Origin of the sequence: Methylocaldum sp. 14B (assembly GCF_002005105.1) — a bacterium.
Classification (GTDB): Bacteria; Pseudomonadota; Gammaproteobacteria; order Methylococcales; family Methylococcaceae; genus Methylocaldum.
This window is the reverse complement of the sequence record NZ_MSCV01000041.1, coordinates 39,795-63,336: the sequence shown is the minus strand read 5'-3', so window position 1 is coordinate 63,336 and position 23,542 is coordinate 39,795. Positions and strand designations below refer to the sequence as shown.

The 23,542-nt window shown below is 55.9% G+C and carries 21 protein-coding genes and 1 tRNA gene; 14 read left to right on the top strand and 8 right to left on the bottom strand.

The window, feature by feature from the left end:
- The 5 genes from B2A78_RS22845 to B2A78_RS22825 form a co-directional block, all read right to left on the bottom strand.
- The coding region (locus B2A78_RS22845; RefSeq protein WP_240502645.1) for a TIGR03016 family PEP-CTERM system-associated outer membrane protein at positions 1-1,016 on the bottom strand (1,016 nt) is incomplete at its 3' end.
- Between the two features lie 10 nt (positions 1,017-1,026).
- Positions 1,027-1,944, bottom strand: a complete 918-nt coding sequence (locus B2A78_RS22840) for an XrtA-associated tyrosine autokinase (RefSeq protein ID WP_077732354.1) — start codon at positions 1,942-1,944, stop codon at positions 1,027-1,029.
- 14 nt (positions 1,945-1,958) lie between these two features.
- Complete coding sequence (locus B2A78_RS22835; RefSeq protein ID WP_077732353.1) at positions 1,959-3,509, bottom strand: XrtA system polysaccharide chain length determinant; 1,551 nt, start codon at positions 3,507-3,509, stop codon at positions 1,959-1,961.
- A 26-nt stretch (positions 3,510-3,535) separates the two neighbouring features.
- On the bottom strand, positions 3,536-4,141 hold the full coding sequence (locus tag B2A78_RS22830) for an XrtA/PEP-CTERM system exopolysaccharide export protein (protein WP_077732352.1): 606 nt from the start codon (positions 4,139-4,141) through the stop codon (positions 3,536-3,538).
- Positions 4,142-4,503: 362 nt separating this feature from the next.
- The gene (locus tag B2A78_RS22825; protein ID WP_077732351.1) at positions 4,504-5,661 is read right to left on the bottom strand and encodes an aminotransferase class I/II-fold pyridoxal phosphate-dependent enzyme; all 1,158 of its coding nucleotides are present in this window, start codon (positions 5,659-5,661) and stop codon (positions 4,504-4,506) included.
- Positions 5,662-5,795: 134 nt separating this feature from the next.
- On the opposite strand from B2A78_RS22825, the gene dksA reads away from it, so the two are divergent.
- The 10 genes from dksA (at position 5,796) to B2A78_RS22775 (ending at position 13,430) form a co-directional block, all read left to right on the top strand.
- Positions 5,796-6,236 carry an RNA polymerase-binding protein DksA gene (dksA, locus tag B2A78_RS22820; protein ID WP_077732350.1) on the top strand — a complete coding sequence of 147 codons (441 nt, stop codon included), beginning with the start codon at positions 5,796-5,798 and terminating at the stop codon, positions 6,234-6,236.
- 3 nt (positions 6,237-6,239) lie between these two features.
- Positions 6,240-7,196: a tRNA glutamyl-Q(34) synthetase GluQRS gene (gluQRS, locus tag B2A78_RS22815; RefSeq protein WP_346425856.1), complete on the top strand. Its 957-nt coding sequence runs from the start codon at positions 6,240-6,242 to the stop codon at positions 7,194-7,196.
- Between the two features lie 170 nt (positions 7,197-7,366).
- A complete protein-coding gene (gene rsxA / locus B2A78_RS22810) occupies positions 7,367-7,948 on the top strand; it encodes an electron transport complex subunit RsxA (protein WP_077732349.1) in 582 nt (193 codons plus the stop codon).
- 13 nt (positions 7,949-7,961) lie between these two features.
- The gene (rsxB, locus tag B2A78_RS22805; protein ID WP_077732348.1) at positions 7,962-8,501 is read left to right on the top strand and encodes an electron transport complex subunit RsxB; all 540 of its coding nucleotides are present in this window, start codon (positions 7,962-7,964) and stop codon (positions 8,499-8,501) included.
- Positions 8,498-10,180, top strand: a complete 1,683-nt coding sequence (gene rsxC / locus B2A78_RS22800) for an electron transport complex subunit RsxC (protein ID WP_240502641.1) — start codon at positions 8,498-8,500, stop codon at positions 10,178-10,180. Before rsxB ends, rsxC begins: the two co-directional genes overlap by 4 nt.
- 60 nt (positions 10,181-10,240) lie before the next feature.
- Positions 10,241-11,272: an electron transport complex subunit RsxD gene (rsxD, locus tag B2A78_RS22795; RefSeq protein WP_077732347.1), complete on the top strand. Its 1,032-nt coding sequence runs from the start codon at positions 10,241-10,243 to the stop codon at positions 11,270-11,272.
- Complete coding sequence (rsxG, locus tag B2A78_RS22790; protein ID WP_077732346.1) at positions 11,269-11,913, top strand: electron transport complex subunit RsxG; 645 nt, start codon at positions 11,269-11,271, stop codon at positions 11,911-11,913. Before rsxD ends, rsxG begins: the two co-directional genes overlap by 4 nt.
- Positions 11,910-12,623, top strand: coding sequence for an electron transport complex subunit E (locus B2A78_RS22785; RefSeq protein ID WP_077732345.1), 714 nt, complete (start codon positions 11,910-11,912; stop codon positions 12,621-12,623). Before rsxG ends, B2A78_RS22785 begins: the two co-directional genes overlap by 4 nt.
- Positions 12,620-13,276 (top strand): endonuclease III, encoded by a 657-nt coding sequence (gene nth / locus B2A78_RS22780; protein ID WP_077732344.1) that lies wholly within the window; start codon positions 12,620-12,622, stop codon positions 13,274-13,276. Before B2A78_RS22785 ends, nth begins: the two co-directional genes overlap by 4 nt.
- A gap of 78 nt (positions 13,277-13,354) precedes the next feature.
- A tRNA-Phe gene (locus tag B2A78_RS22775) sits at positions 13,355-13,430 on the top strand.
- Between the two features lie 422 nt (positions 13,431-13,852).
- On the opposite strand, the gene B2A78_RS25880 is transcribed toward B2A78_RS22775, so the two are convergent.
- From B2A78_RS25880 to B2A78_RS22755, 3 genes are all read right to left on the bottom strand, one after another.
- A complete protein-coding gene (locus tag B2A78_RS25880) occupies positions 13,853-14,902 on the bottom strand; it encodes a hypothetical protein (RefSeq protein ID WP_143735289.1) in 1,050 nt (349 codons plus the stop codon).
- Between the two features lie 785 nt (positions 14,903-15,687).
- The gene (locus B2A78_RS22760; protein ID WP_143735288.1) at positions 15,688-15,948 is read right to left on the bottom strand and encodes a hypothetical protein; all 261 of its coding nucleotides are present in this window, start codon (positions 15,946-15,948) and stop codon (positions 15,688-15,690) included.
- A 256-nt stretch (positions 15,949-16,204) separates the two neighbouring features.
- On the bottom strand, positions 16,205-17,701 hold the full coding sequence (locus tag B2A78_RS22755; protein ID WP_077732340.1) for a multicopper oxidase family protein: 1,497 nt from the start codon (positions 17,699-17,701) through the stop codon (positions 16,205-16,207).
- Positions 17,702-18,351: 650 nt separating this feature from the next.
- Here B2A78_RS22755 and B2A78_RS22750 point away from each other — a divergent pair.
- The 4 genes from B2A78_RS22750 (at position 18,352) to B2A78_RS22735 (ending at position 23,413) form a co-directional block, all read left to right on the top strand.
- Positions 18,352-19,767, top strand: a complete 1,416-nt coding sequence (locus tag B2A78_RS22750) for an L-serine ammonia-lyase (RefSeq protein ID WP_077732339.1) — start codon at positions 18,352-18,354, stop codon at positions 19,765-19,767.
- A gap of 306 nt (positions 19,768-20,073) precedes the next feature.
- Positions 20,074-21,207 (top strand): aminotransferase class V-fold PLP-dependent enzyme, encoded by a 1,134-nt coding sequence (locus tag B2A78_RS22745; RefSeq protein WP_077732338.1) that lies wholly within the window; start codon positions 20,074-20,076, stop codon positions 21,205-21,207.
- A gap of 524 nt (positions 21,208-21,731) precedes the next feature.
- Positions 21,732-22,016 (top strand): hypothetical protein, encoded by a 285-nt coding sequence (locus B2A78_RS22740; protein ID WP_077732337.1) that lies wholly within the window; start codon positions 21,732-21,734, stop codon positions 22,014-22,016.
- A complete protein-coding gene (locus tag B2A78_RS22735) occupies positions 22,013-23,413 on the top strand; it encodes an efflux transporter outer membrane subunit (RefSeq protein ID WP_077732336.1) in 1,401 nt (466 codons plus the stop codon). Before B2A78_RS22740 ends, B2A78_RS22735 begins: the two co-directional genes overlap by 4 nt.
- Positions 23,414-23,542 lie beyond the last annotated feature (129 nt).

Genomic DNA, 23,542 nt, shown 5'->3' with positions numbered 1-23,542 from the left:
CCGCCGTAGCCTAACCCGCCGAAACCACCTCCACCATAAGCCCCACCTATGTCGCTATCGCGGTAGATGATCTGAAACGTAGTTCTTTTGCTCGGCTCCCATGCCACAGATATGAAATGATTGTTGCTACCCCACCCGCCTTGTACAGCTAATTTAGCACTCGGCGTCCAAGCCAGTCCCGCAGTCCAATACCCCCCGTTTCGAGCCCCCGAAATGTTTGTCTGACCTAAAAAATCGTTTTCGAAACGTCCTGCCTGAATAAACGGGCTGAATTCCTTGGAGAGACGGTATCTCAACTCGCCATTGTAGTTTCGATATTTTACGTCGCCTGTAGCGCTGGCGCCTCCGACACCATTGTCACGCGTGTTTTCTTGATTATAAAAGTTGGCACGCCAGGCAAGCGAATCGAACCAGTTGCCACTACGCAAATCTATTCTTTGTTCGAAAATATTCGAATCGAAGTTTCCTCCGCCGATGTTACTGTACGTGACACGGGCAGTACCTTCTGCATAACCGCCCAAGTGCGGCTTCCAATAGGGGCTGATTCGAAAAGTTCTGTAATCGCTGGTATTGCCAGTTTGCGAGACATTATCAAACGCAAAACGGCCAGTAGTCGAGTTATTGTATTGCCCAATCGTACTTGTAGAATCGATGAATACCGAATTATCCCACAGCTCGGTAGTCGAATTCATTTGAAGTTGGTTATTGATCCGCGGATCTGTATCCGTTCCCGCATAGAATAGATTCTGCATGCGATAATCCAAGTTAAATAGATTTCGGCCCCGGCGCCGGACTGATACGCCAGGACTTAACTCAGTCACGAATGCATCATCGCCATTCTGCCCCGCCGAACTGCTAGACCGTTGTCCGCTACCGGACAAATTGATATTGTCGGAATATATTCCTCGCGCAGTTAAATTGGGAGTTACAAGCCAATCCACGGCGAAGGCAGGGGCCAACGGAAAAAGAAAAGGAAGAACGGCTATGCCTTGACCGATCTTCCTAATACTTGGCATGGACGCTGGGTCACCCATCAGTTCTCTGCTGACCATAAGATCCATACCCATAACCGTACCCGTAGCCATAATATCTGAATCCAAATCCCTTTTTGGTCTTGTTCAATACACAGCCAATGACCTCGCAGGACTCTAATTTGGAAATGGCCTCCTGAACAATGTATTGGGGCGTTGATTCCGACTCAATTACCAGGACGACCTGCCCAACCAACGTGGCTAAAACGGAGCCTTGACTAGCAGCCAACAATGGCGGAGAGTCAAAAATCACTACCCGGTCCGGGTAACGGGCAGATAATTCATTGGCTAGTCGTTTCATCGCATCACTAGCTAAGAGCTCGGTGGAATGGCGATCCAATTTACCTGCCGGCAACAGCGTGAGGTTGGGAATATCCGTTTTGATCAAGACATCGGAAAAACGGATCGATTTATCCTGAAGCAGATCGGTCAATCCTATCTTCGCAGGGATCCCGAGTAATTCAGCTATCGATGGTTTCGCCACGTCAGCATCTATCAACAGTACGGTTTTATCCCGCTCCATCGCTATGCTGAGCGCCAAATTTACGGCCGTAAAGGTTTTCCCCTCGCCGGGAACACTGCTGGTGACGAGAATCAGATTCGCACGGCTGAGACCATTATCACCATCCGGGAATGCGTTCATCAAAAGCGGCCGTTTGATTAGGCGATACTCCTCCGCTATCTGACTATAAGCCATCTCAGGCCCGAGCATCCCTTTTTCCCGCAGGTGACTCCAACCGATCGAATGTATTTTACTGGCCTCGGCAGTAGCTTTCCTGGTTGGCTCGGGGACTGGCTCGGCCGCCTCAATGTTTTCCAGTCTTTCGGGAAAATTCTGTTGATCCGCCTTTTTATTAGTCGAAGACTGCTCGAGCTCTAACGCTTTATTAAGTGCCTTTTCAATAATGCTCACGTGGCTGCCCCCGACTAAATGAAGGACGGAAGATGATAACCCCTAATTTCCAGCAAGATTACCCCAACGAATACTACGAATAACATGGCAAATATAGCCGTAAAAGCTAGAAACTCACGCCATTTCCGTTCCTTAATTTCCGGAATCCAATTCATGGAAACGCTGCCAAGTACAGGCAATCCCGTAACCTCTCGAACTTTATTCATGGTATTGAATGCCGGCCTGAGCAGCGCCAAAAACACAGCCAACCCTATACTCACCACTATACCTGCCGCGAAAACCCCAACCGATAATAGAATGCGATTGGGAGCAGAAGGTTTCGTAGGTACTTGAGGTGGATCGACAATCTTGAACTTAACGCTATCCGTGCTCTGCTCTACGCTTTCCGACATTCTCGCTGTCTCGCGCCGTTTCAGGAGTGCATCATAATTTTCCTTAATCGCTGCATAATCTCTATTGAGACCCTGCAACTGAGTCTCCACCTTTAAACGGTCATCCATTTGTTTCTTCAGGTTCTCTATCTTTTCCTCGAAGATTTTGACTCGTGAGCTCAAGGAGGCGACATTAGCGTCCGCCTCGCCAAGCGCAATTTTCTTCTGTTGAAAAACCGGATTTGTCTCGCCCCCCATGCCAGAACTGGTATCTTCTTCCGATGCGGCCTCCTCCTCTTCCTTTTTTTTCTGCCGTTCCAATTCGACTATGCTCTTTTTAATCGCCATGACCTCGGGATGTCCCTTCGTGTATTTCAGCAACAATTCATCCAATCGAGCTTGCAACGCTTGAATACGCGTATCCAAAGGACTTGCTGCAACTTGGCTCCCAAAATCCGTGAATGACGGCTCCTCCTCATCCAGCTGCCTCTGCATTTCTTCGCGCCGATAGACAGCCTCTTGCAGAGCCATCTTAGCCTCCTCGAGCTGTCCGTTAAGCGTGCCGAGCTGTCCATAAAGGTCGCCCCCGTGCTCCGGCAACAATCCATAATTGGCTCGCTTGAAATCCTCTCTTGCCTTCTCAGCGGCTTGCAAACGTGTTTCATACTCCTTTAACTGCTGGTCCAGAAATTTCTGCGCAGAATTTGAATCTTCCCGCGACTCTCCGAGTGTTTGCTCAACAAAAATAGTTAATAATGCCTGAACAATCTTCTTTGCTACCGCTGGATTTTGGTCTTCTGCGCTAATCGTAAATAGATTATTTTCTCCGCCAGTAATGCTCATAGCCGATTGCAGGTGACTGACTAACTTTTCCATGGATGCTTCATCCTTCGCGCCTAAATCCAAGTCGGTCATCCGAGCCACTTTCTCCAAGTTTGGGCGACTGAACATCAATTTCGACATTAATCGGATTTGGCCGGAAACATCTGGCTGAATAGCCAAGCCGGAAAGCAGAGGACGCAAAACAGAGCGAGTATCTACATGTACGCGCGCACTTGCCTCATACTTGTTAGGCATTTGCGCGACAAAAACCCAACCCGCAAGACTAATTACCCATGCCAAAGCAATAGAAAGCCACTTATAACGGGTTGCGCCTTGGATATGACCGAGAACCTCGGCGATTAGTTCATGCATGGAAATTAGCTCCTATGCGAAACAGGCTAAAAATAAGCTTCCGGAATAATTAAAACATCTCCTGGTAGAATATTTACATTAGCCGTGATATCGCCATCCTCGAGCAGATCATCGATACGAACTCTAAGTTGCTGCTTAACACCATTTAATGTCCTTACGATAGTAGCTCGGTTGCCAGCCGCATAATCGGTAACCCCACCAACTAAAATCATTAAATCGAGCAGAGACATATTTTCTTTATAAGGTACAGCCTGGGGTTTTGCAGCTTGTCCAACAACTCTAACTTGCTCGCTGTAAGGACCGACAAAATTACTCACAATTACGGTTACTAGCGGGTTTCGAATATATTTTGCTAATTCCTTTTCGATATCGCGTGCGAGCTGAAAGGGCGTCTTGCCCGATGCAGGTAGTTCCTCAACCAAAGGGGCGTTGATTTTTCCGTCTGGTCTAACCGGTATGGTGCGAGATACTTCGGGATTTCCCCAGACAAACATTTCAATGCTGTCGCCTGGCCCGATGATGTAGGTATATTCCGAGGGCGGGTCTACGTTTGGTGCGAGTGGAGCACATCCCACGAGTAAAGAGGCGCAGAATAAAATTCCGCACAAAGCTCCATAATTAAAAAGACGCATAATATCTATCCCCAATTAGCTTTTTCTTAAAACAGCTCGCTCACGAAACCCGAGGTGAAAACAAGGTCAGCCGAAACCCTGACATAAAACCAACATTTGTTTTGTTTAAGCGGCGCGGTTTTGTGGAACGTCGGGTCTGATGCAAGCACAAAAAGCCTGGCTCTTCGCTCTCGATTTACAATGCGGCGCCCCATCTCGCCGGCTCAGGAAGCATACAAAGTCTAGCATAGCTGTTGCGCGCCCCTAAGACTGATTATTTCACCCAGAGGATCGCTATCACGCCAGCCAGGATGCGCTAACCGATTGATTTAACAACTTATATTTTAAATATCTCATTATGCAGTCTAGCGTCGCATATAGGATTAGCGCTGCACAAACTGTCTTATCCGAGTTATGGCCGCAGCCAATCGCTCAAGAGTGACCGCATATGAAAATCTAAGATGACTTTCGGGCGAATTTTTTCCGAAATCCTTACCCGGAGTTGTCGCCACGCCGGTTTCCTCTAACAAATTCAATGCAAAATCAAAGCTATTCGACGTAAACCGCCGGCAATCAGCGTACACATAAAAAGCACCATTTGGGATGGTGTTTAATGTAAATCCAATGCTCAACAGCTGCTCACAAAGAAAGTCTCTTCTTTCCTGAAAAACGCGTCGTCGCTGCTCCAATTCTTGTAAGTTCGCTTCGGTAAAGGAAGCCAGGGCGCCATATTGTGAAGGGGCGGGCGTAGAAATAAAAATGTTCTGTGCAAGTTTTTCGGCACTTTCGATGTAGTCGGCAGGAACCACAAGCCAGCCGACCCGCCAGCCTGTCATGCCAAAATATTTCGAAAAGCTGTTGACCACGAAAACCCGATCCGAGAGCGATAGAGCCGTCGGTGAAGGCTCGTCATATTCGAGTCCGTGATAGATCTCGTCTGATATCAAAAACCCCGATCGCCGCTCCAATTCAATGGTGAGTCTCTTCAACGCATCCGATTGCATTACGGTTCCAGTGGGATTCGAGGGCGATGCGATCACAACGCCCTTTGTTCGGCTGTCCCAGTGGGCGGACAGGACGTCCGAATTGAGCTGGAAACACGTTGACGCGTCTACGGGAACCAACGAAGGGGTGCCACCAAAAAGTCGAACAAAATTCGCATAACATGGATAGCCAGGATCCGCCAACAGAACCTCGTCGCCTTCATTAAGCAGCAATCCCATCGCCAACAGAAAGCCGCCCGAGGCGCCTGGAGTGACAAAGATTCGTTCACTCGCGACATATACGCCGTAGCGGTCGCGGTAATATTTCGATATAGCCTCGCGAAGCTCGGGCAGCCCGGCAGCCGGCGTATACTTTATTTCTCCGCGGCGCATGAATTCGGTCGCGTGTTGGATAACCAGCGGAGGCGTCGGAAAATCCGGTTCGCCGATTTCCATATGAATAATGTCCCGCCCCTGGCGCTCCAATGCATTGGCACGCGACAAAATTTCCATCACGTAGAAGGGCTGTATGCCAGCCATACGATTCGAAATCATCATTTTTGCATCCGTAACACGGCGGAATCGCCTTAAAGTGTCCCAGCAATCTCGTTAGCAGACGCCGGCCATCTTGCAGAACCGCGATTTGTCTGCTAGTAATATCCGGTTTTTGAACTTGGTTTAGGAGTTTACGGATGTCCAGCGCCCAAAAAGCCGATACCCATGTGACACCTTTCAGCTTCACGCCTTACCCGCTCAAGGAAGGCGAAGAATACATGAATGAGGCTCAAGTCGAGCACTTCCGTCGCATTCTACAGAATTGGAAGGCGGAACTCATGAAGGAAGTCGATCGGACGGTGCATCACATGCAGGACGAAGCGGCTAATTTCCCGGACCCGAACGACCGCGCGACGCAGGAATCCGAATTCAGCCTGGAACTGCGTACCCGCGACCGGGAACGGAAACTCATCAAAAAGATCGAAGAATCCCTGGAAAATCTCGAGCGTGGCGATTACGGTTATTGCGAGACCTGCGGCGTGGAAATCGGCCTGCGGCGCCTCGAGGCGCGGCCGACGGCGACCCAGTGCATCGACTGCAAGACTCTGGATGAAATCCGGGAAAAGCAAGTCGGCTAATCTTTGGTCCATTCATCCTCGGACTTGAACGACACCCAATTCTCGACGACCTCTTCTAAGCCAAAATACCGGGGCCGTTTCGCGCCATCGCCTACCGGCCCCCTGCATTTAGGCTCCCTCTACACAGCTCTCGCCAGTTTTCTCCAAGCCAAATCGCAGCAAGGCGAATGGTATTTGAGAATCGACGATGTCGACCCTTTTCGCACCATTGCCGATTCAGCAGACCGGATTCTTCGCACCCTGGAAACATTCGGTTTGCACTGGAACGGGCCTATCCTCTATCAGAGCGAGCGTTTGGAGGCCTATCGAGCCGCACTTGCGCGGCTCGATCATCAAGAGCTCCTTTATCCCTGCACCTGCTCGCGCAAAGACCTTGCGTCGTTCTCTGACGGAAATACGGACGCATCGATTTACCCGGGGTTCTGCCGGAACAGGAACAAGAAACCTGTGACCGACCCTCATGCCTTGCGCGTCATAACGGAAAACGCTGCGGTAACGTTCGAGGACATGCTCCAGGGACCAGTGACACAGAATCTGGCGAACGACGTCGGAGACTTCATCGTCTTCCGGCGCGATGCAGTTTATGCCTACCATTTGGCAACCGTGCTCGATGATGACGAACAAGGCATTACCGAAGTGGTTCGGGGCGTCGATTTGCTCGACTCCACGCCCCGGCAGATTTATTTGCAGCGGCTACTCGGATTGCCCACTCCGGTATACGCGCACGTTCCGGTTCTCCTAGATCAAATGGGACTCAAACTGAGCAAACAGACCTACGCCGATCCCGTGGATGGGCAAAATCCATCATCGACCTTGGTTAGCTTGTTGACCCTCTTAAACCAAAACCCGCCTCCGGATTTGCAATCGGCAAAAACGGACGATGTCCTCGATTGGGCACTCCGAAATTGGGACATTTCACGACTCTCGGCTCAGCGCACCATCCCGGTGAACTTATCGTGAGCTATCCTTACAAAACCTAAATAATGATCTCGTCTCTTACTCCGAATGCCGTAATGGCCGACGTCCCGCAAAAACAAAGTATTTCAGTCGGTTTTATGGTTTGACAAGTTATTGCTTTTCTTTAAAATTCCGTCCTCCAAATCACGACCCACTTCCCCGATTTTTCCTTAATGAAGGATTACCTGCTCATCCTGGTCGGCACGACCCTGGTCAATAACTTCGTCTTGGTCAAGTTTCTCGGGCTTTGCCCCTTCATGGGCGTATCCAAAAAACTTGAGACTGCGATGGGCATGGGTCTGGCGACGACCTTCGTACTGACCCTGTCTTCGGTGAGCAGTTATCTCGCCAACGAATATCTTCTGGTCCCTCTGGGACTGGAATATCTCCGCACCATCGTCTTCATCGTCGTCATCGCCGTGGTGGTGCAATTCACCGAAATGTTCGTACGCAAGTCGAGCCCCTTGCTCTATCAAGTGCTGGGCATATTTTTGCCCCTCATTACCACCAACTGTGCGGTGCTTGGCGTTGCGCTGCTGAATGTCCAGTCTCAGCACGGATTCATCGAGTCGTTTTTGTACGGTTTCGGTGCCGCTCTCGGCTTTACCTTGGTTTTGGTTCTGTTCGCAGCGGTTCGCGAACGAATAGACGCATCCGATGTTCCTTTACCTTTCCGCGGCAACGCTATCGCCTTGATTACCGCCGGCCTGATTTCCATGGCTTTCATGGGATTCTCCGGCCTCGTCAAGGGCTGATCCGGTTTCATCCATGTTGGCCGTATTCGTCGTTTGCGCATTGTTCGCTTTATTAGGCTTGATCCTGGGCTATTCAGCCCGGCGCTTCAAGGTCGAGGGCGATCCCTTGGTGGATAAAATCGACGCCGTATTGCCGCAAACGCAATGCGGGCAATGCGGTTTTCCCGGTTGCCGCCCGTATGCAGAAGCCATCGCGCGGGGCGATGCGGACATCAACCAGTGCCCTCCGGGCGGCGAGGAAGGCGTTATCGCGCTGGCCGATCTGCTGGGCGTCGAACCAAAGCCTTTGAGCGCCGAACATGGCATCGAAAAACCGAAGTCCGTTGCCATCATCGATGAAAGCAAATGCATCGGCTGCACCCTTTGCATTCAGGCCTGCCCCGTCGATGCGATCCTCGGCGCAGCCAAGCACATGCACACGGTCATTGCGTCGGAATGCACGGGCTGCGAACTGTGCGTGGCGCCGTGCCCGGTGGATTGCATCCGCATGGAACCCGTTAAGGAAACCCTGGCCACCTGGCGATGGCCCGAACCCAAAGCGGTGGGTCAATGAGCTTGTTCAAACTCTGGAACTTCCATGGCGGCCTTCATCTGGATGGCCATAAGCAGGAGTCCTGCAAAGCCCCGCTCGCCGTCGCGCGTTTACCGGAAAGGCTGCTTTTTCCGCTGCAACAGCGGAATGGCGAAGATTCCAAGCCCGTCGTCGCGCCCGGCGACCGGGTTCTGAAAGGCCAAGTCATCGCCTGCGACGACCACCCGTTCTATCCGCCGATTCACGCCTCCAGTTCCGGCATCGTCCGGAAGATCGAAGACTTGCCTCTGCCCCACCCGTCCGGCCTGACTGGATCGTGCATCGTCATCGAGACCGACGGCGAGGATGCCGCCATGGACTTCGCCGGCATAGAGGATTACCGGCAGTGTTCTCCCGACGAACTGCGCCGCAGGATATACGAAGCCGGAATCGTCGGCCTTGGCGGAGCCGCGTTCCCTACCTCGGTCAAGGTGGCACCGGGCAGCGATCGCAAGGTCGACACGCTGATTCTGAACGGCGCGGAATGCGAGCCCTACATCACTTGCGACGACAGCCTGCTCAGCCACTATCCGAACCACGTGCTGGAAGGCGCCAAAATCCTGCTCCAAATCCTGAAGGCGGAACGCTGTCTCCTGGCCGTGGAAGACGATATGCCGGACGCGCTGGCCGCACTGGAGAAGGCGAAGCAGCGCGGAGGTTTCGAGGCTATTCAGCTCGTGCGCGTTCCCGCCATTTATCCCACCGGCGGCGAGAAACAATTGATCAGCGTGCTGACCGGCCGCGAAGTACCGACGCGCGGCATTCCGGCCGACATCGGTATCGTCTGCCAGAATGTCGGAACGGCCGCAGCGGTTTATAACGCCGTCGTTCACGGTACTCCTTTGATTTCCCGAATCGTGACGGTAACCGGCCGCGGCGTAAAACAGCCACAGAATGTTCTGGCTCGGATCGGTACGCCTTTCGCCGATCTCATCCAACAATGCGGCGGCTACACCAACGAAGCCGAGCGGCTCGTTCTGGGCGGACCGATGATGGGCTTTGACGTGCCGACCGACAATCTGCCTTTGACCAAATCGGCCAACTGCATACTGGTTGCCGGTCGCAACGAACTGATCGGCGAAAAACGATCCCTGCCCTGCATTCGTTGCGGCGCTTGCGCCGAAGTCTGCCCGGTGAACCTGCTGCCGCAGCAGCTTTACTGGTACGGCCGTTCGGACCAGATCGAACGGGCGCTGGATTACAACCTGTTCGACTGCATCGAGTGCGGCTCCTGCGATGTCGTATGCCCCAGCCACATTCCGCTCGTCCAACATTTCCGCGCCACGAAAGGCAAGGCCATCGCCAAGCGGCGCGAGCGCGAAAAGGCCGATCATGCGCGCCTTCGTTTCGAGTCGCGCCAGGCTCGAAAGGAACAGGAGAAGCGCGAGCGCGCGGAAGCCGCGAAGCGGAAGAAAGAGAACCTGGGAACAGGAAAGTCGCCGGAAATCATCGAGGCTATCGAACGCGCAAAACTCCGCCGCGCGGAAAAATCGGCACCGTCAAGCGAAGGCGCCGCGCAGATTGATGGCGATAAGCAAGAAACGGTAGTGCCGCCGGCAGGCGCCGAGACTCGTCGAGAGTCCGCCAAGGTCGTTCACACCGAGACTCCGCCAGGCGGCCCGGAATCCGAAGCTCAAGCGGTGCCTTCGGAGATCGATTAGCCGGGCATTTCCAAATTCGACAGCCACTTGAAATACATCCATCATCCAACACTCGCTCACATGCGTTTTCCGACCGCTCACGCGCCGTATCTTGCCCCCGTCAACAGCGTCAACCGCATCATGCTGGAGGTGCTCGTTGCTCTGATTCCGGGCTTGGCGGCATTGGTCTGGCAATTCGGCCCTGGAGTGCTCGTGCAGTGCATGATCGCCCTGCTCGCGGCGCAGCTGGGCGAAGCCGCCATGCTCTCCTTGCGTCGCCGTCCGATTGCGCCTGCTCTTAGGGACTATAGCGCTGCCCTCACCGCCGTGCTGCTGGCCGTGTCGCTGCCGCCTTTGGCGCCCTGGTGGCTTACGGCTTTCGGAGCGCTTTTCGCCATCGTCATCGGCAAGCACCTGTACGGCGGGCTGGGATACAATCCCTTCAACCCGGCGATGGTCGGCTACGCCGTACTCCTGATCTCTTTTCCCCAGCACATGACCGCCTGGCTTCCGCCCAAGGAACTGAGCGGTTCAGCGCTGAGTTTTGCCGATGCCTGGAATGCGATCTTCACCCGCACGCTGCCGTCGGACATGACTTTCGACGCGCTAACCATGGCGACCCCGCTCGACACGATCAAGACCCAGCTCGGGCTAAACCGGTTACTGGACGAAATTCAGGCCGGGGGGCTTTTCGCAGGAATCGGCGGGCGCGGCTGGCAATGGGTCAATTTCGGCTTTCTCCTGGGCGGACTGTGGATGTTGAAACGCGGCATCATCGGCTGGCAGATTCCGGTCGGATTCTTGGGCGCCTTGTTCGGCATTTCGTTGATCTTTTTCCTAATCGATCCGGCGGTCTACCCGACGCCGCTGTTCCAGTGCTTCAGCGGAGCCGCCATGCTCGGAGCCTTCTTCATCGCGACCGATCCGGTCACGGCCTCGACCACGCCGCGCGGGCGATTGATTTACGGCGCATCGATCGGCCTACTGGTATTCGTCATCCGCTCCTGGGGCGGCTATCCGGACGGCGTCGCCTTTGCGGTTCTGCTGTTGAATCTGGCTGCGCCCACCATCGATCACTACACCCGTCCGCGGGTCTACGGACATCCGAAATGAATTTGCCCAAGCCCATCATCAATGCAGCCGCCGCGCTCGGAGTGTTCGCCGTCATCGGCATGGGACTCGTGGCCCTGGTGCACGACGGAACGAAAGAGCGCATCGAGTCCAACGAACAGGCCGTCCTGCTGCACACTTTGGAATCCTTGGTTCCGGCCGACTGGTTCGACAACGATATTCTCGCCGACACCATAACAGCCAGCGACCTCACCCTCGGCACCGATAAAGCGGTTACCATTTATCGCGCACGAAAAAACGGCAAGCCCGTGGCGGCCGTGCTCTCCCCTGTCGCTCCGGACGGCTACAACGGCACAATCAGACTGCTGGTAGCAGTCCGCACGGACGGCTCGCTAGCCGGCGTCAGGGTCGTCAGCCATCGCGAAACGCCCGGACTCGGCGATCCCATCGATACCGACAAATCGGACTGGATATTGGGCTTCGACGGCCGCTCGCTGAGTAATCCTTCAGAATCCCGCTGGAAAGTCAAACGGGACGGCGGCGAGTTCGACCAGTTCACCGGAGCGACGATCACGCCACGCGCGGTAGTCAAAGCCGTTTACAAGACCCTGATTTTCTTTGAGCGGAACCAAGAGCGCCTATTTGACCAAGAGTCGGGAAGCTCCCTAGGATCGAATCCATGATCGACTTTTCCAAATACCAGAAAATCGTCCGCGACGGCCTCTGGCACAACAACCAGGCCTTCGTCGCGCTTCTGGGATTATGCCCCCTGCTGGCGGTCAGCAATTCGGTGATCAACAGCCTGGGGCTGGGTCTCGCCACCACCATGGCGCTGATCTTTTCCAACGTCATCGTTTCGCTGATCCGCAATCACGTCGCGACCGAAATCCGGTTGCCGGTGTTCGTACTCATCATCGCCTCGAACGTCACCGTCATCGAACTATTGATGAATGCCTTCTTCCACGATCTGCATAAGATTCTCGGCATCTTCATACCTCTGATCGTCACCAACTGCGCCATCATCGGACGCGCCGAAGCCTTCGCATCCAAGAATCCGGTCGATCGCGCGCTCATGGACGGCTTGTTCGTGGGGTTGGGATTCACCTTTGCACTGGTCATGCTCGGCGCCCTGCGCGAGGCGATAGGAACCGGTGCCGTGTTGAATCGAGCGGACTTGATGTTCGGCGAAATCGCCAAGAACTGGACTTTACCCGTCTTCAGCGACTACGACGGATTTCTGCTGGCAATTCTCCCGCCTGGCGCCTTCATTGGCCTCGGCCTCCTGATCGCGGTGAAAAACCTCATCGACGCCCGGGCGAAAACGAAAGCTCTCGGCAAGACTGCGCCGGTCCAAACAGACTCGCTCCATAAATCTCCCATGCATGAATCATGAACGCCGAAAAGCGCAGACGGATTTTCGAGCGTCTGGCCGCGGCGATCCCGGAGCCGACGACCGAGCTCAAGCACTCGACGCCTTTCGAGCTGCTGATCGCGGTGGTGCTGTCGGCGCAAGCGACCGACAAGGGCGTCAATAAGGCTACCGCCGAGCTATTCCCGGTCGCCAATACGCCCGAGACCATACTCGCCTTGGGTGAAGAAGGTCTCAAGGAATACATCAAGACTATCAACCTATATCCGAGCAAGGCCAAGAACATCATCGGACTTTGCCGGTTGCTGCTGGAAAAACACGGCGGCCAAGTGCCGCAAACAAGAGAAGAGTTGGAAGCACTGCCGGGTGTAGGCCGCAAGACCGCCAATGTCATCCTCAACACCGCATTCGGCCAGCATACCATCGCGGTTGATACCCATATCTTCCGCGTCGCCAACCGAACCCGGCTCGCGCCTGGCAAAACGGTATTGGAGGTCGAAAGGAAACTGGAGCGTACCGTTCCCAAACAGTATTTCAAGGATGCCCATCACCTTCTCATCCTGCACGGCCGCTATACTTGCGTCGCCCGGAAACCGAAATGCCCCATTTGCCCGATCGCCGACTTGTGCGAATACCCGGACAAAACTCCACCCGAATCCTTTTCGGATACCAAATAATCGTCCGAGACGATTTAAAACATTAGTGCTTGACTGAGAACCTCGTAACAGGTTTAATACGCAACTCGATTCGCCACTGGCCAGGTAGCTCAGTTGGTAGAGCAGAGGACTGAAAATCCTCGTGTCGGCGGTTCGATTCCGTCCCTGGCCACCATGTAAAACGAAAGTTTGCAATTATTTTCTTCTGCGCAAACCTTTCTCGTCTTTCCGAAGACGTCTCCGAAAAACGCACTCACCCAAACCGACCAATCGGGCTTGCGATCTTAAGCGCCGCCACTGCGCCCGGCTCATGCCCTAGCCCTTAGAGCTAGTCGCCTTGGTCATCCGTAATGATCTTGGCCTTTAGGGGCGTCGAGGCAATACTTTCCGGTCACATGCTAATCGTCCGGCGGCGTGGCTGGTAACGAATCCTCGCGGATCTTTTCCGTCCCCCCCTGCGGATGACAGTGAACACGTGCCACTGCGCATGCGCTTCGCAAGGAGACCATGTTGCGACAACCACGGCTCGGTGCAGTTCACGGCCGCGATGTCTTGGGGGTCATGAGGGTGGCATTTCAGTTATCCCTTATCATGCCGTCATCGGGGTGGTATAAATTCGCCGGAAGGGGGCACGGTATAGGTGATCTCCAGCGTGATGTTGGAGAGATCCGAGACACAGACCGTGTTGTCCTGAGCCGTTAGACCATCGATCGACGGGCCTCCGGTCAGCAGAACGCCATACCCCCGCATTCCGCCCAGCGGAGGCGCGGGGCTGGAGAGTTGCCAGGCGATCGGAGAGGTTACATCCCATTGACGTGCATTGATGCGCGATATCGGCTGTCCGCTGGCGAAGGTCGGGAGTCTACCCTGCACCGTTCCACCATTACGAACCCAATCCATGGAAGGGATGCGCACTTCCACGCAGCCGTTCGCTTTCACCTCGTAGTTTCCCTCTCCGTTTTGCCAGCATCGGTAGCTGTATCCCACGACAAGCGGACAGGAAGGAGCTTCGACCTCGTCGTAGCTCAGCACGGCACGGTCGACGATCTTGTCCGGAATCATGTCCATGAGAGTGAAGTCGAATTGCACGGCGCGCTCAAGAACGAAGGCGAAGCAATTTTCGCCGAGCCATCCGATCTCCGCCTGTCCCCACCCTACCATGCCGTCCATCACTCCGGGCATCGGGGTTAGCTCTCCGCAAGTGGAACTGTAGGTTCTACTCTCCCAGGCGTTACGGCTGGTGGTGACTCCTACGAGCAAGGTGTGCTGACCTACAGTGCGGAAGTCTACCCCTCCAGCAACCGTCCTCGATGCTGCGAGTGCGTTCTCTTCCCACACCCGCTGTCGGGCAGCTGGGGTAACACAGACCGTGTCTCCCTCATATGCCTCGCGCCAGACAAAGCCCGACAAGCAATAGTAGACGCCATCGCGCGGTCCCGGCTCGCGCCTGAACGGGGCTTTGGCGTTCTCATCCGCAGCAAGGGCACGGGATTGCGGAATGACGCAGACCAAGTCGTCTGCTCGCGCCGCTCGCCAGACGTATCCGGGAAGGCAGTCGCGAGGGTCTTGGGCAACAGACTCCTCAGCAACTCCGCCGATGAATGCAGGCAGCAGCAACAATGCGAGGGTCTTGTATCCGATCAACATAGTTTTCGACCTTTCTCTTGAAGCGCAAGAGCGATCCGGAATCCCAGGAAAAATAGACGCCTTCTTTTATGTAAAGGAGGACTATAGGGGGGATAGGAAGTTCAAAGGGCGTGATCGGTCAGTTCAGGTGAATGGTTCGCTTCCGATGAGCCGCCATTAAGCGGTGAGCGTTGAGACAACGGGCGGCTTGGGCTCGCGCTCGTTCGACCTTTGACGGTACTAAGTACATTCCGCAAATATTTGCGGAATCTCGACAGATTGGCTTGATTGGCGGGGTTGTCCTGCAGGTTGTCTATGCCGCAAGACTTCCCTGAATGTACTTAGAGCGTTTTCATCTCGCTCGTACGGCAAAACAGGCTTGGCAGGAGTCGTTGGCGCCTTCGGCTCGGGTGAATGGATTCAAGCATTCGTAGGTCGGCAATCCTTTGCCGACGAACCCGTTACCCCAACGGCACCGTCGGGAAGGGCGGCTTCGGCGCTCCCGAAGACGCCGTTTGCGATTGGAAGGGTCGCGACTAAAGCGACCGTTTGCGATTGGGAGGGATTCCCGACCTACGCGCGAGTGCCCGTACAGTCGGTATGAAAATGCTCTAATTGAAGGGGCGGTTCTTTACGTGATTGATCTCATACGCAAGAAAGAAGGCGTAAGGCTTTCGCTATTTGCCTGATGCCGCACAGCTCAGAACGTTCGTTTCCGTCCGCACGTCATGCTGGCCGGGAGCCGCTCATTGACGCTCCGAGCGTGTTCGACATGAGGGGTTCGGATCGCTTTTTCGAATCAAACGTTACTCTTCCTTGATTATTTCCAATTTCATTGTGGTCGAGGCCGAGGCGCTTTGGAGGGGTTTGAAACCAAGCTTTGGATCGTCGGTTCTACCGCCGCTGCATCCGAGACGCATGCAACGCTCCTTGAACTCCCCGAGGGCTTTATTTGCAGATGCCGCAGATTCATACGGCCCCATGATGCCTTCCCTAGCCTCGAAAAACCATTCGACCTGCCCTGTCGTACCGTTACGCGCCGAAAAAACACGATTGACGTTAAACATTGTTCTTATAGTAAGGATTACCAAGCATAACCAACACTTCCCGCTCAGTGGCTATACCTGTATGTTTGCTGGCAACTGATTCCGGCAGATGCATGACGGATGAGCAGGCAAAATATAGCACAAGGCATTTTCGCCGTTCTTTTCCGGGACGGTATCAGGTGGTTGACTTTCTCCTGTGGCCAGCCACAACCCGACCACAGGATTAGGAAGGTGTCCGGCTTTTCCATTCGGCATTGAACCGTCCCCGTCAGCGAGATCAGGGGACCACCTCCACGGTGGCCATCATGCCGTTGTCCTCGTGCGCCACGATATGGCAGTGGTATACGAACTTGCCGACGATCACCGGATTGGTAAACGGAATCAGCAGCTTGACTCGGCTTTTCACGGGAAGATTGACCACATCCTGCCGGCCTGTAAAAGGCACCGGCTGCCCGTCGATTTCTGTGACCTGAAAATCGAGCTGATGTATGTGAAACACGTGCATTTCGTCAGTCACATTCTCGATCGTCCATTCTTCCACATCCCCTAGCTTGACTTGGGTGTCGACGCGATTCGGATCGAACTGCTTGCCGTCGATGAAAAACTGGTTGGTGTCGGGATCCTCCGAGAATTGGAAACTGCGGTGCTGGGCAACGGGATGCCCGCGCAAATCCTCCACCGGAGGGAATTGGTCCGCGGTCGGAAGCTCGACCGGTTCGCGCTCGGCACCTTCTGAAATCAAGGTCGCCAGCACCACTTCCGGATACTGATCCCCATCGGGCCCGGTATCGACGGCGAGAGTGCGCAGTTGATAGATTCCGTGGCGACCGCCCTGAATCAACACCTCGGTGCGCGATGCGGGCGGCAGTAAAATTTCGTCCCGCGGCACGAGCTCGGTATGGCGGTTGCCATCCGCGGCGATTTCATAAAGTACGTGATCGTCCAGCTTCAGACGGTAATAAATATCCGCTCCGATATTGCCGATCCGCCAAAACTGCGTTTCCCCTGGGCGAATCTTCAGGGTCGGGTTGACCATGCCGTTGACGGTGCGGGTCGTGCCGGCATTGCTATCGATGTTGTCCGAAGGGATCTCGCCGCCGATGTTCTGAAAATCCTTGAGGAGCATGATGCGCTCCTTGATGCCGCTCAACTGCGGAAACGGATCGAGCATGCCCTCGACGATCAGGCCACCCGACATGCCTCCGAAAATCTGCGCCTCGACCAAACCGTGCATGTGAGGGTGGTACCACAGAAAGCCCGCAGGGTGCTCGTCGGGAAATACGATTCGTTGCCGATAACGCGTATTCGGCATGATATCGACGAAGACATTGTCGCCATTATCCAGCGGCGACACGTTCGAGCCGTGGTGATGCAGATTCGTCGAATTTTCCAGCGAATTGACCAGCTCGAGATTCAGGGTATCACCGGGCCGAACTCTCAGCGTCGGTGGGATATAACTGTCATTGAACACCATGGCGACGACGCTCTGCCCGCCAATCTCGATTTCCCGCTTGCCGGCGGTAAGCATGACGTTCAAGGCGCCATCCGAACTCGCGACTTCGGGTGGATTTCGGAATGTTTCGGCAGAATCGCCCTGTTCTTGGCGTCCGTTTCCGTTTTCGGCGGAGTCGTCATGTTCCTCGCCCACGGATGCCTGAATGATCGACTCCGGACCGGCATGAACCCATGGATTCGGGAGCGTTGCAACGACAAGACCGACAACCGCCAGCAAGGCTGCAACGGGTAGAAAGGGAAATTTGCGGGGTGTACGCATGACCGGCCCTCCTTGGCTAAAGGTCTTCGGAGCGAATATCCGTTAGTGCATTAATTACTAACTCACGTTCCCGCCTGTTGGGCTAAAACAAGGCAAAAATCATGTGAGGAAGCTTCCTAACGGCTGTGACATTGCCGCATTCGGACCGAACAATGGAATCAGCAATCCAGCAGGGATCTTGCCGCCCAAAAGGCTCGTCCTTCAAACCCTAGAGCGTTTTCCGATCCGGTATCAGGGAGCCCGATAGGTAGGTCGGCAATCCCTTCCCAATCGCAAACGGTCGCTTTAGTCGCGACCCTTCCAATCGCAAAACGGCCGTCCTGGGAGCGCCAGGACGCCCCTTCCCACAAAGTCCTTTGCCGAGCCGATAAGTCGGCAAGGGATTGCCGACCTACGTTCTTCCCGCCCGAACACGAATCCGTACACCGGGATGAAAAACGCTCTATTGCCTGGACGGTCGAAGACAGCCTTTACGGGAGCCATTGTTAGAAAACGGGGAACTTCTCCGGTAGCGACGGAGTATTACGAACGAGTGCGTCGCAAGAAATCGGAGAGCCTTTTTGGTGGCCGATTTCCGGATCGTGGTATGGTAAGGCCCGGTTAAGCGTTGAATCGTTCCTCCGTTCGTCTTCCTCGCAGCAGCGAAAGTTATGGATTCCATCAGTGCGTTCGAAATCATCAAGGTGGGTATCGGCCCTTCCAGCTCCCACACGATGGGACCATGGCGGGCAGCATCGCTGTTTCTGGAAGCCTTGGGCGACCCGGACCGGGTCGAATCCTTGACCGTCCGGCTGTATGGCTCCCTCGCCAAAACCGGCCGCGGGCACGGCACCGACGTAGCCGTGTTGATGGGACTTTCCGGCGAGGATTACACGCTGATCGACACGGCCGTCATTCCGGACCGGATCGCGGCTATCAAGGCCAGCGGTTGGCTGCCCTTGGGCGGAAAACGGAATCTTCCTTTCGTCTGCGAACGGGACCTGGTGTTCGAGAGCTCGACCACCCTGCCGCGCCACGCCAACGGGATGTGTTTTCGGGCGATCCTTACAGACGGCGAAATTCTCGAGCGTATCTACTACTCTCTGGGCGGCGGGTTCGTGGCCGCAGACGATGACATGGAGCAGGCTTCGGCGGCGCGCGTCGTGACGCCTTATCCCTGCCACTCGGGGCAGGATTTGCTGCGAAATTGCAGAGCGCTGGGTTTGTCGGTCTCCGATTTGACCTATTTGAACGAGCAGGCCTGGAGATGCCGGGACGAGATCGACGCCGAGGCGCTTCGGCTATGGCGGGAAATCCGGCACTGTATCTTCCGCGGCGTGCACCGCGAAGGCTATCTGCCGGGCGGCTTGCGGGTCCGGCGCAGGGCACCGGAAATGCACCGCAAATTGCTGAACGGCGCCGACTATACGACGATCGAACAATGGTCCGATCTTCTGCGGCGTCAACCCCGTGATTTCGCCAACGTAGACCGGTGGGTGGTCTGTTTCGCCCTGTCGGTCAACGAGGAAAATGCGTCCTTTGGACGAGTCGTCACTGCACCCACCAACGGCGCCGCCGGGGTGATTCCCGCGGTGTTGATGTACGCTTGGTGCTTCGTCGACGGCTTCGACGAAGACAAGGTCATCCGCTTCATCCTCACTGCCGGCGAGATCGGCACCTTGTTCAAGAAAAACGCCACCATCTCCGCCGCCATGGGCGGCTGCCAGGCCGAAATCGGCGTTTCGTCCGCCATGGCAGCCGCGGGGCTGGCGGAAGTTTCGGGCGGTACACCGGAGCAGGTCTTGCAGGCGGCGGAAATCGCCATGGAGCACCACCTCGGATTGACCTGCGATCCGGTCGGAGGGCTGGTGCAGATTCCGTGCATCGAACGCAACACCATGGGCGCGGTCAAAGCCATCACCGCAGCGACCATCGCCCTGGACAGCGATCCGGCGGACGCCAGGGTCAGCCTCGATGCGGTGATCCAGACCATGTGGGAGACCGCAAAGGACATGAATGGCCGCTACAAAGAAACCGCCGAGGGTGGTCTTGCGGTACACATTCCGGTGAACGTGCCGGAGTGCTGAGCGGAGTATCGTGAGCATCCGATGCGCAAAAACAGGATAATGAGCGGCGCGCCCGCCACGCCCCCGCCGGAAAAGGCGGAGTTGACGTCCACAACTTCTGGCGCGCTACACCATGCCATTGCAAGCTCGCGCTTGTCGTATTGCCGACAATCGGAAGCGGTGGTCGTCACCGAGCTCGGCAATGCAGAGCTCCCGCTACGACCGCGTCTCCACGAACTCGACGGGTGTACTAGCGGCGCATCAGCACAAACGTAGACGGCGCATAAATTGCATTAGTGCCAAAATCAACAACGAGGAGACAAACCCGTGCCTGGATTACTACCCAGCGTCGATCCGGATGGCCTGCTTGAGTACTCGGTGGTCTACACCGACCGTGCGACCAACCACATGTCGAAGGTGTTTCAGGAAAGCATGCGCGACATCTCGCGTATCCTGAAAACTGTGCACAACGGCCACACGGCCGTCATCGTGCCCGGCTCCGGAACCTTTGCCATGGAGGCCGTGGCGCGCCAGTTCGCCACGAGCAAGAAGTGTCTGGTCATCCGCAACGGCTGGTTCAGCTATCGCTGGACCCAAATCTTCGAGATGGGCGGCATCCCATCGGAATCCACCGTCCTGATGGCGCGCCCCGTCGAGTCCGGACCGCAGCCCGCCTACGCCCCGCCGCCGATCGAAGAAGTCGTTGCCGCGATCGGCCGCGAGAAGCCGGATCTCGTGTTCGCCCCGCATGTGGAAACTTCGGCGGGAATGATCCTGCCCGATGACTATCTTCGCGCCGTGGCGGATGCCGTACACGCGGTTGGCGGCCTGTTCGTGCTCGATTGCATCGCATCCGGCACGGTCTGGGTCGATATGCGCCAAATCGGAGTGGACATCTTGATCGGCGCACCGCAAAAAGACTGGAGCGCCCCGCCCTGCTGTGGGCTGGTGGTATTAAGCCCGGCGGCGCGCGACCGTATCGAGAACACCGCCAGCACCAGTTTTGCCGCTGACCTCAAAAAATGGCTGCAAATCATGGAGGCCTACGAACAGGGCGGACACGCCTACCATGCCACCATGCCAACCGATGGCCTGCGCGCTTTACGCGAGGTGATGCGCGAAACTGAAGCCTACGGCTTCGCCAAGGCGCGCGATGAGCAACTGGAACTCGGTCGCCGGGTGCGTGGGATATTGGCCGAGCGCGGCATCAAATCGGTCGCTGCGGCCGAGTTCGGCGCCCCCGGCGTGGTAGTGTGCTACACCAGCGACGACGCCATCAAAACCGGCAAGAAATTCGCCGATCTCGGTCTGCAAATCGCGGCCGGGGTCCCGCTGCAATGCGGCGAAAGCCCCGATTTCAAGACTTTCCGCCTGGGTTTGTTCGGCTTAGACAAGTTGCAAAACATCGAGCGTACGGTTGCGACCCTGGCGCAGGCACTGGATCGGATCGAAAGGTTCTGAACGATTGCGTCATCGCGTCGGCGACGGAGTACGGTTCGGCGTAAGGGATTAGACTGCTGGAACAGACGCACTGGCTGCACAAGAACCAGCTCATCGGACGAGTGCGATCGGAACTGCGCGGAGAAAACGGGCGACCCTATTGCCTGCCGCGCAGATGCTCTCTTCTCGGAGATAAGGATTTTCGAAAGCCGCGTTTCGGACGGCTTCATACTTTTTTTCGACCTTCGCTTGCAAATTTCGATGACGGGTTCAGCCGATTGTCATGCACGATTCAACCAGCCCATAGATGAATACAAGGACGCAAATCGCCAATGCGTCCGGTCAACACCGGACTGCAAGCTTCCCGCCATAGGCACTCCAGCATTTTTCCCGACAGGTTCGTCTGTCGGATCTTGTTTTCGCCTCACAACCTCGCCTTCCTGACTTCGAATCCAGCATTTTTTTCGTCGACGATGCGGGTTTTCGCTGGCTGATCCGTCTTAACTTGATAGACCGTTGAATTCATAAGCAGAGGATAAGGGGGGATGAAACTTACGTCGCAAACTCGCGATGCAGGCATGTCTTCGGAATTCCGGGTATTTCCGTCGGCGCGTTATTTCGAGATTTGTTTCGAGCGACTTTATCGGCTGATTCAGAATCTGATGGATACCGCTGATCGCGATCTCCTACTGGTGCCGACGCACTTGGGTATTGACGTCGCGCAATGTGAAACCATCGCACGCCCCGTCTATCCCTGCTCGCCCAGCAAAACCGTCTCGAGTCGTCGACTCTACACGCGAAATATCCCTGACGATCTTACCGGCCGATGAGTTTTGCTATCGGTAGGATCGACCTGGTCCGGTTGTCGGTTACCCTCTTGACCTTAGTCCTCTCGCTTCTGGCCGGGTGTGGAACGGCGCCAGATCGGGACGCGAAAAATGTCGGAGCGGGGATTCCCTCATTCTGGACGGCAACGTCAGGCCCTCAAGAAACGGTTTCCGAGCGTTGGGTCGAATCATTCGCCGATCCGACTTTGAGTGCCTTGGTGCATGAGGCTTTGGCAAGCAACTACGACCTGAAGTCCGCGGCCGCCCGTGTGGAGGCCGCCCGGCAGCAAGCCCGTATCGATGGCGCCGGACGCTGGCCTCAGCTTTTCTTCGCGCCGAGCTACGAACGCGCTCAGGTGCGTAGCGCGGGTTTCGGCTCGACCGAATTCGGCGCCTTCGAAGCCTTGTTCACGCTGGACTGGGAAGTGGATGTCTGGGGGCGGATACGCGCTTTCCAGCAGGCGTCCCAACAGGAAGCTGCCGCGACGGAAGCCGATTTCCACGCCGCGCGCCTGTCCCTCGCGGCACGGACGGCACAGGCTTATTTCGAACTGGCGGAGGCCAAGCTCCAAGCCGAGGTTGCCGAGCGGTCGATCCGGGACCGGCGCACCATTGTCGACCTGGTGCGCGGCCGCTTCGCCCGGGGACTGGCGCGCGGCCTCGATCTGCGGCTGGCCCTTACCGACCTGGCCAATGCGGAAGCCCAGTTGGCGGCTGCGCGCAACCGGGTTCAAATCGTTACTCGCGTTCTGGAAGTCTTGCTAGGGCGCTATCCGGCGGCCGATCTGACGACGACGGCGTCTTTGCCCGATCCGCCCGCGCCGCTGTCGGCCGGGGTTCCCTCGGAACTGCTCGAACGGCGCCCTGACCTGATCGCCGCTTTCGACCGCCTGCGCGCCGCCGATTTCCGGGTGGAGAGCGCGCAAAAAGCCCTGCTGCCGCGCCTGGCCCTCACCGCTACCGGCGGCACCCGCAGCCCGGCCTTGACGGAACTGGTCGATCCCCGCGCGGCGGTCTGGAACGTCGCGATAGGCCTTCTGCAACCGCTCTTCACCGGCGGGCGGCTCAAGGGAGAGATTCGGCTGAACCAAGCTCTGGCGGAGGAAGCACTCAATCTGTACAAAAACACGGTGCTCAACGCCTTCCGCGAGGTGGAACAATCGCTCGCCGCGGAGGAATGGCTGAGGGAGGAAGAACGGGCGCTCAAGGAAGCCGTCGAACAAACCGAAGCAAGCCGAAAGCTGGCGGTCTATTCCTACCGTCACGGCTTCATCGAAATCCTGACCCTGCTGGACAGCTACCGAAGCACCCTGAACGCGCAAAGCGCACATCTCGCCGTCAAGCGGCAATTGCTCAGCAACCGAATCGATCTCTATTTGGCGCTGGGAGGGGAAGTATGAAAGCGGAGAGTTTATCGTACGGAATATGTTGCACACCACGCAGTGTGGGCCAGACCGACGCGGATCTGGTACCTACCAACTGTCGAAGGATTTGGTCCACCTCCTGTCAAAACGCCGAATCGCGATTGC

Bases quoted from the DNA above. Each gene is read 5' to 3' on its own strand.
- rsxA (WP_077732349.1), top strand. From the start codon at position 7,367: ATGAAGGATTACCTGCTCATCCTGGTCGGCACGACCCTGGTCAATAAC.
- B2A78_RS22755 (WP_077732340.1), bottom strand. From the start codon at position 17,701: ATGCGTACACCCCGCAAATTTCCCTTTCTACCCGTTGCAGCCTTGCTG.
- B2A78_RS22750 (WP_077732339.1), top strand. From the start codon at position 18,352: ATGGATTCCATCAGTGCGTTCGAAATCATCAAGGTGGGTATCGGCCCT.
- B2A78_RS22830 (WP_077732352.1), bottom strand. From the start codon at position 4,141: ATGCGTCTTTTTAATTATGGAGCTTTGTGCGGAATTTTATTCTGCGCC.
- B2A78_RS22760 (WP_143735288.1), bottom strand. From the start codon at position 15,948: ATGTTTAACGTCAATCGTGTTTTTTCGGCGCGTAACGGTACGACAGGG.
- B2A78_RS22740 (WP_077732337.1), top strand. From the start codon at position 21,732: ATGAAACTTACGTCGCAAACTCGCGATGCAGGCATGTCTTCGGAATTC.
- rsxD (WP_077732347.1), top strand. From the start codon at position 10,241: ATGCGTTTTCCGACCGCTCACGCGCCGTATCTTGCCCCCGTCAACAGC.
- nth (WP_077732344.1), top strand. From the start codon at position 12,620: ATGAACGCCGAAAAGCGCAGACGGATTTTCGAGCGTCTGGCCGCGGCG.
- B2A78_RS22825 (WP_077732351.1), bottom strand. From the start codon at position 5,661: ATGATGATTTCGAATCGTATGGCTGGCATACAGCCCTTCTACGTGATG.
- dksA (WP_077732350.1), top strand. From the start codon at position 5,796: ATGTCCAGCGCCCAAAAAGCCGATACCCATGTGACACCTTTCAGCTTC.
- B2A78_RS22735 (WP_077732336.1), top strand. From the start codon at position 22,013: ATGAGTTTTGCTATCGGTAGGATCGACCTGGTCCGGTTGTCGGTTACC.
- rsxC (WP_240502641.1), top strand. From the start codon at position 8,498: ATGAGCTTGTTCAAACTCTGGAACTTCCATGGCGGCCTTCATCTGGAT.
- rsxB (WP_077732348.1), top strand. From the start codon at position 7,962: ATGTTGGCCGTATTCGTCGTTTGCGCATTGTTCGCTTTATTAGGCTTG.
- B2A78_RS25880 (WP_143735289.1), bottom strand. From the start codon at position 14,902: ATGTTGATCGGATACAAGACCCTCGCATTGTTGCTGCTGCCTGCATTC.
- B2A78_RS22835 (WP_077732353.1), bottom strand. From the start codon at position 3,509: ATGCATGAACTAATCGCCGAGGTTCTCGGTCATATCCAAGGCGCAACC.
- rsxG (WP_077732346.1), top strand. From the start codon at position 11,269: ATGAATTTGCCCAAGCCCATCATCAATGCAGCCGCCGCGCTCGGAGTG.
- B2A78_RS22785 (WP_077732345.1), top strand. From the start codon at position 11,910: ATGATCGACTTTTCCAAATACCAGAAAATCGTCCGCGACGGCCTCTGG.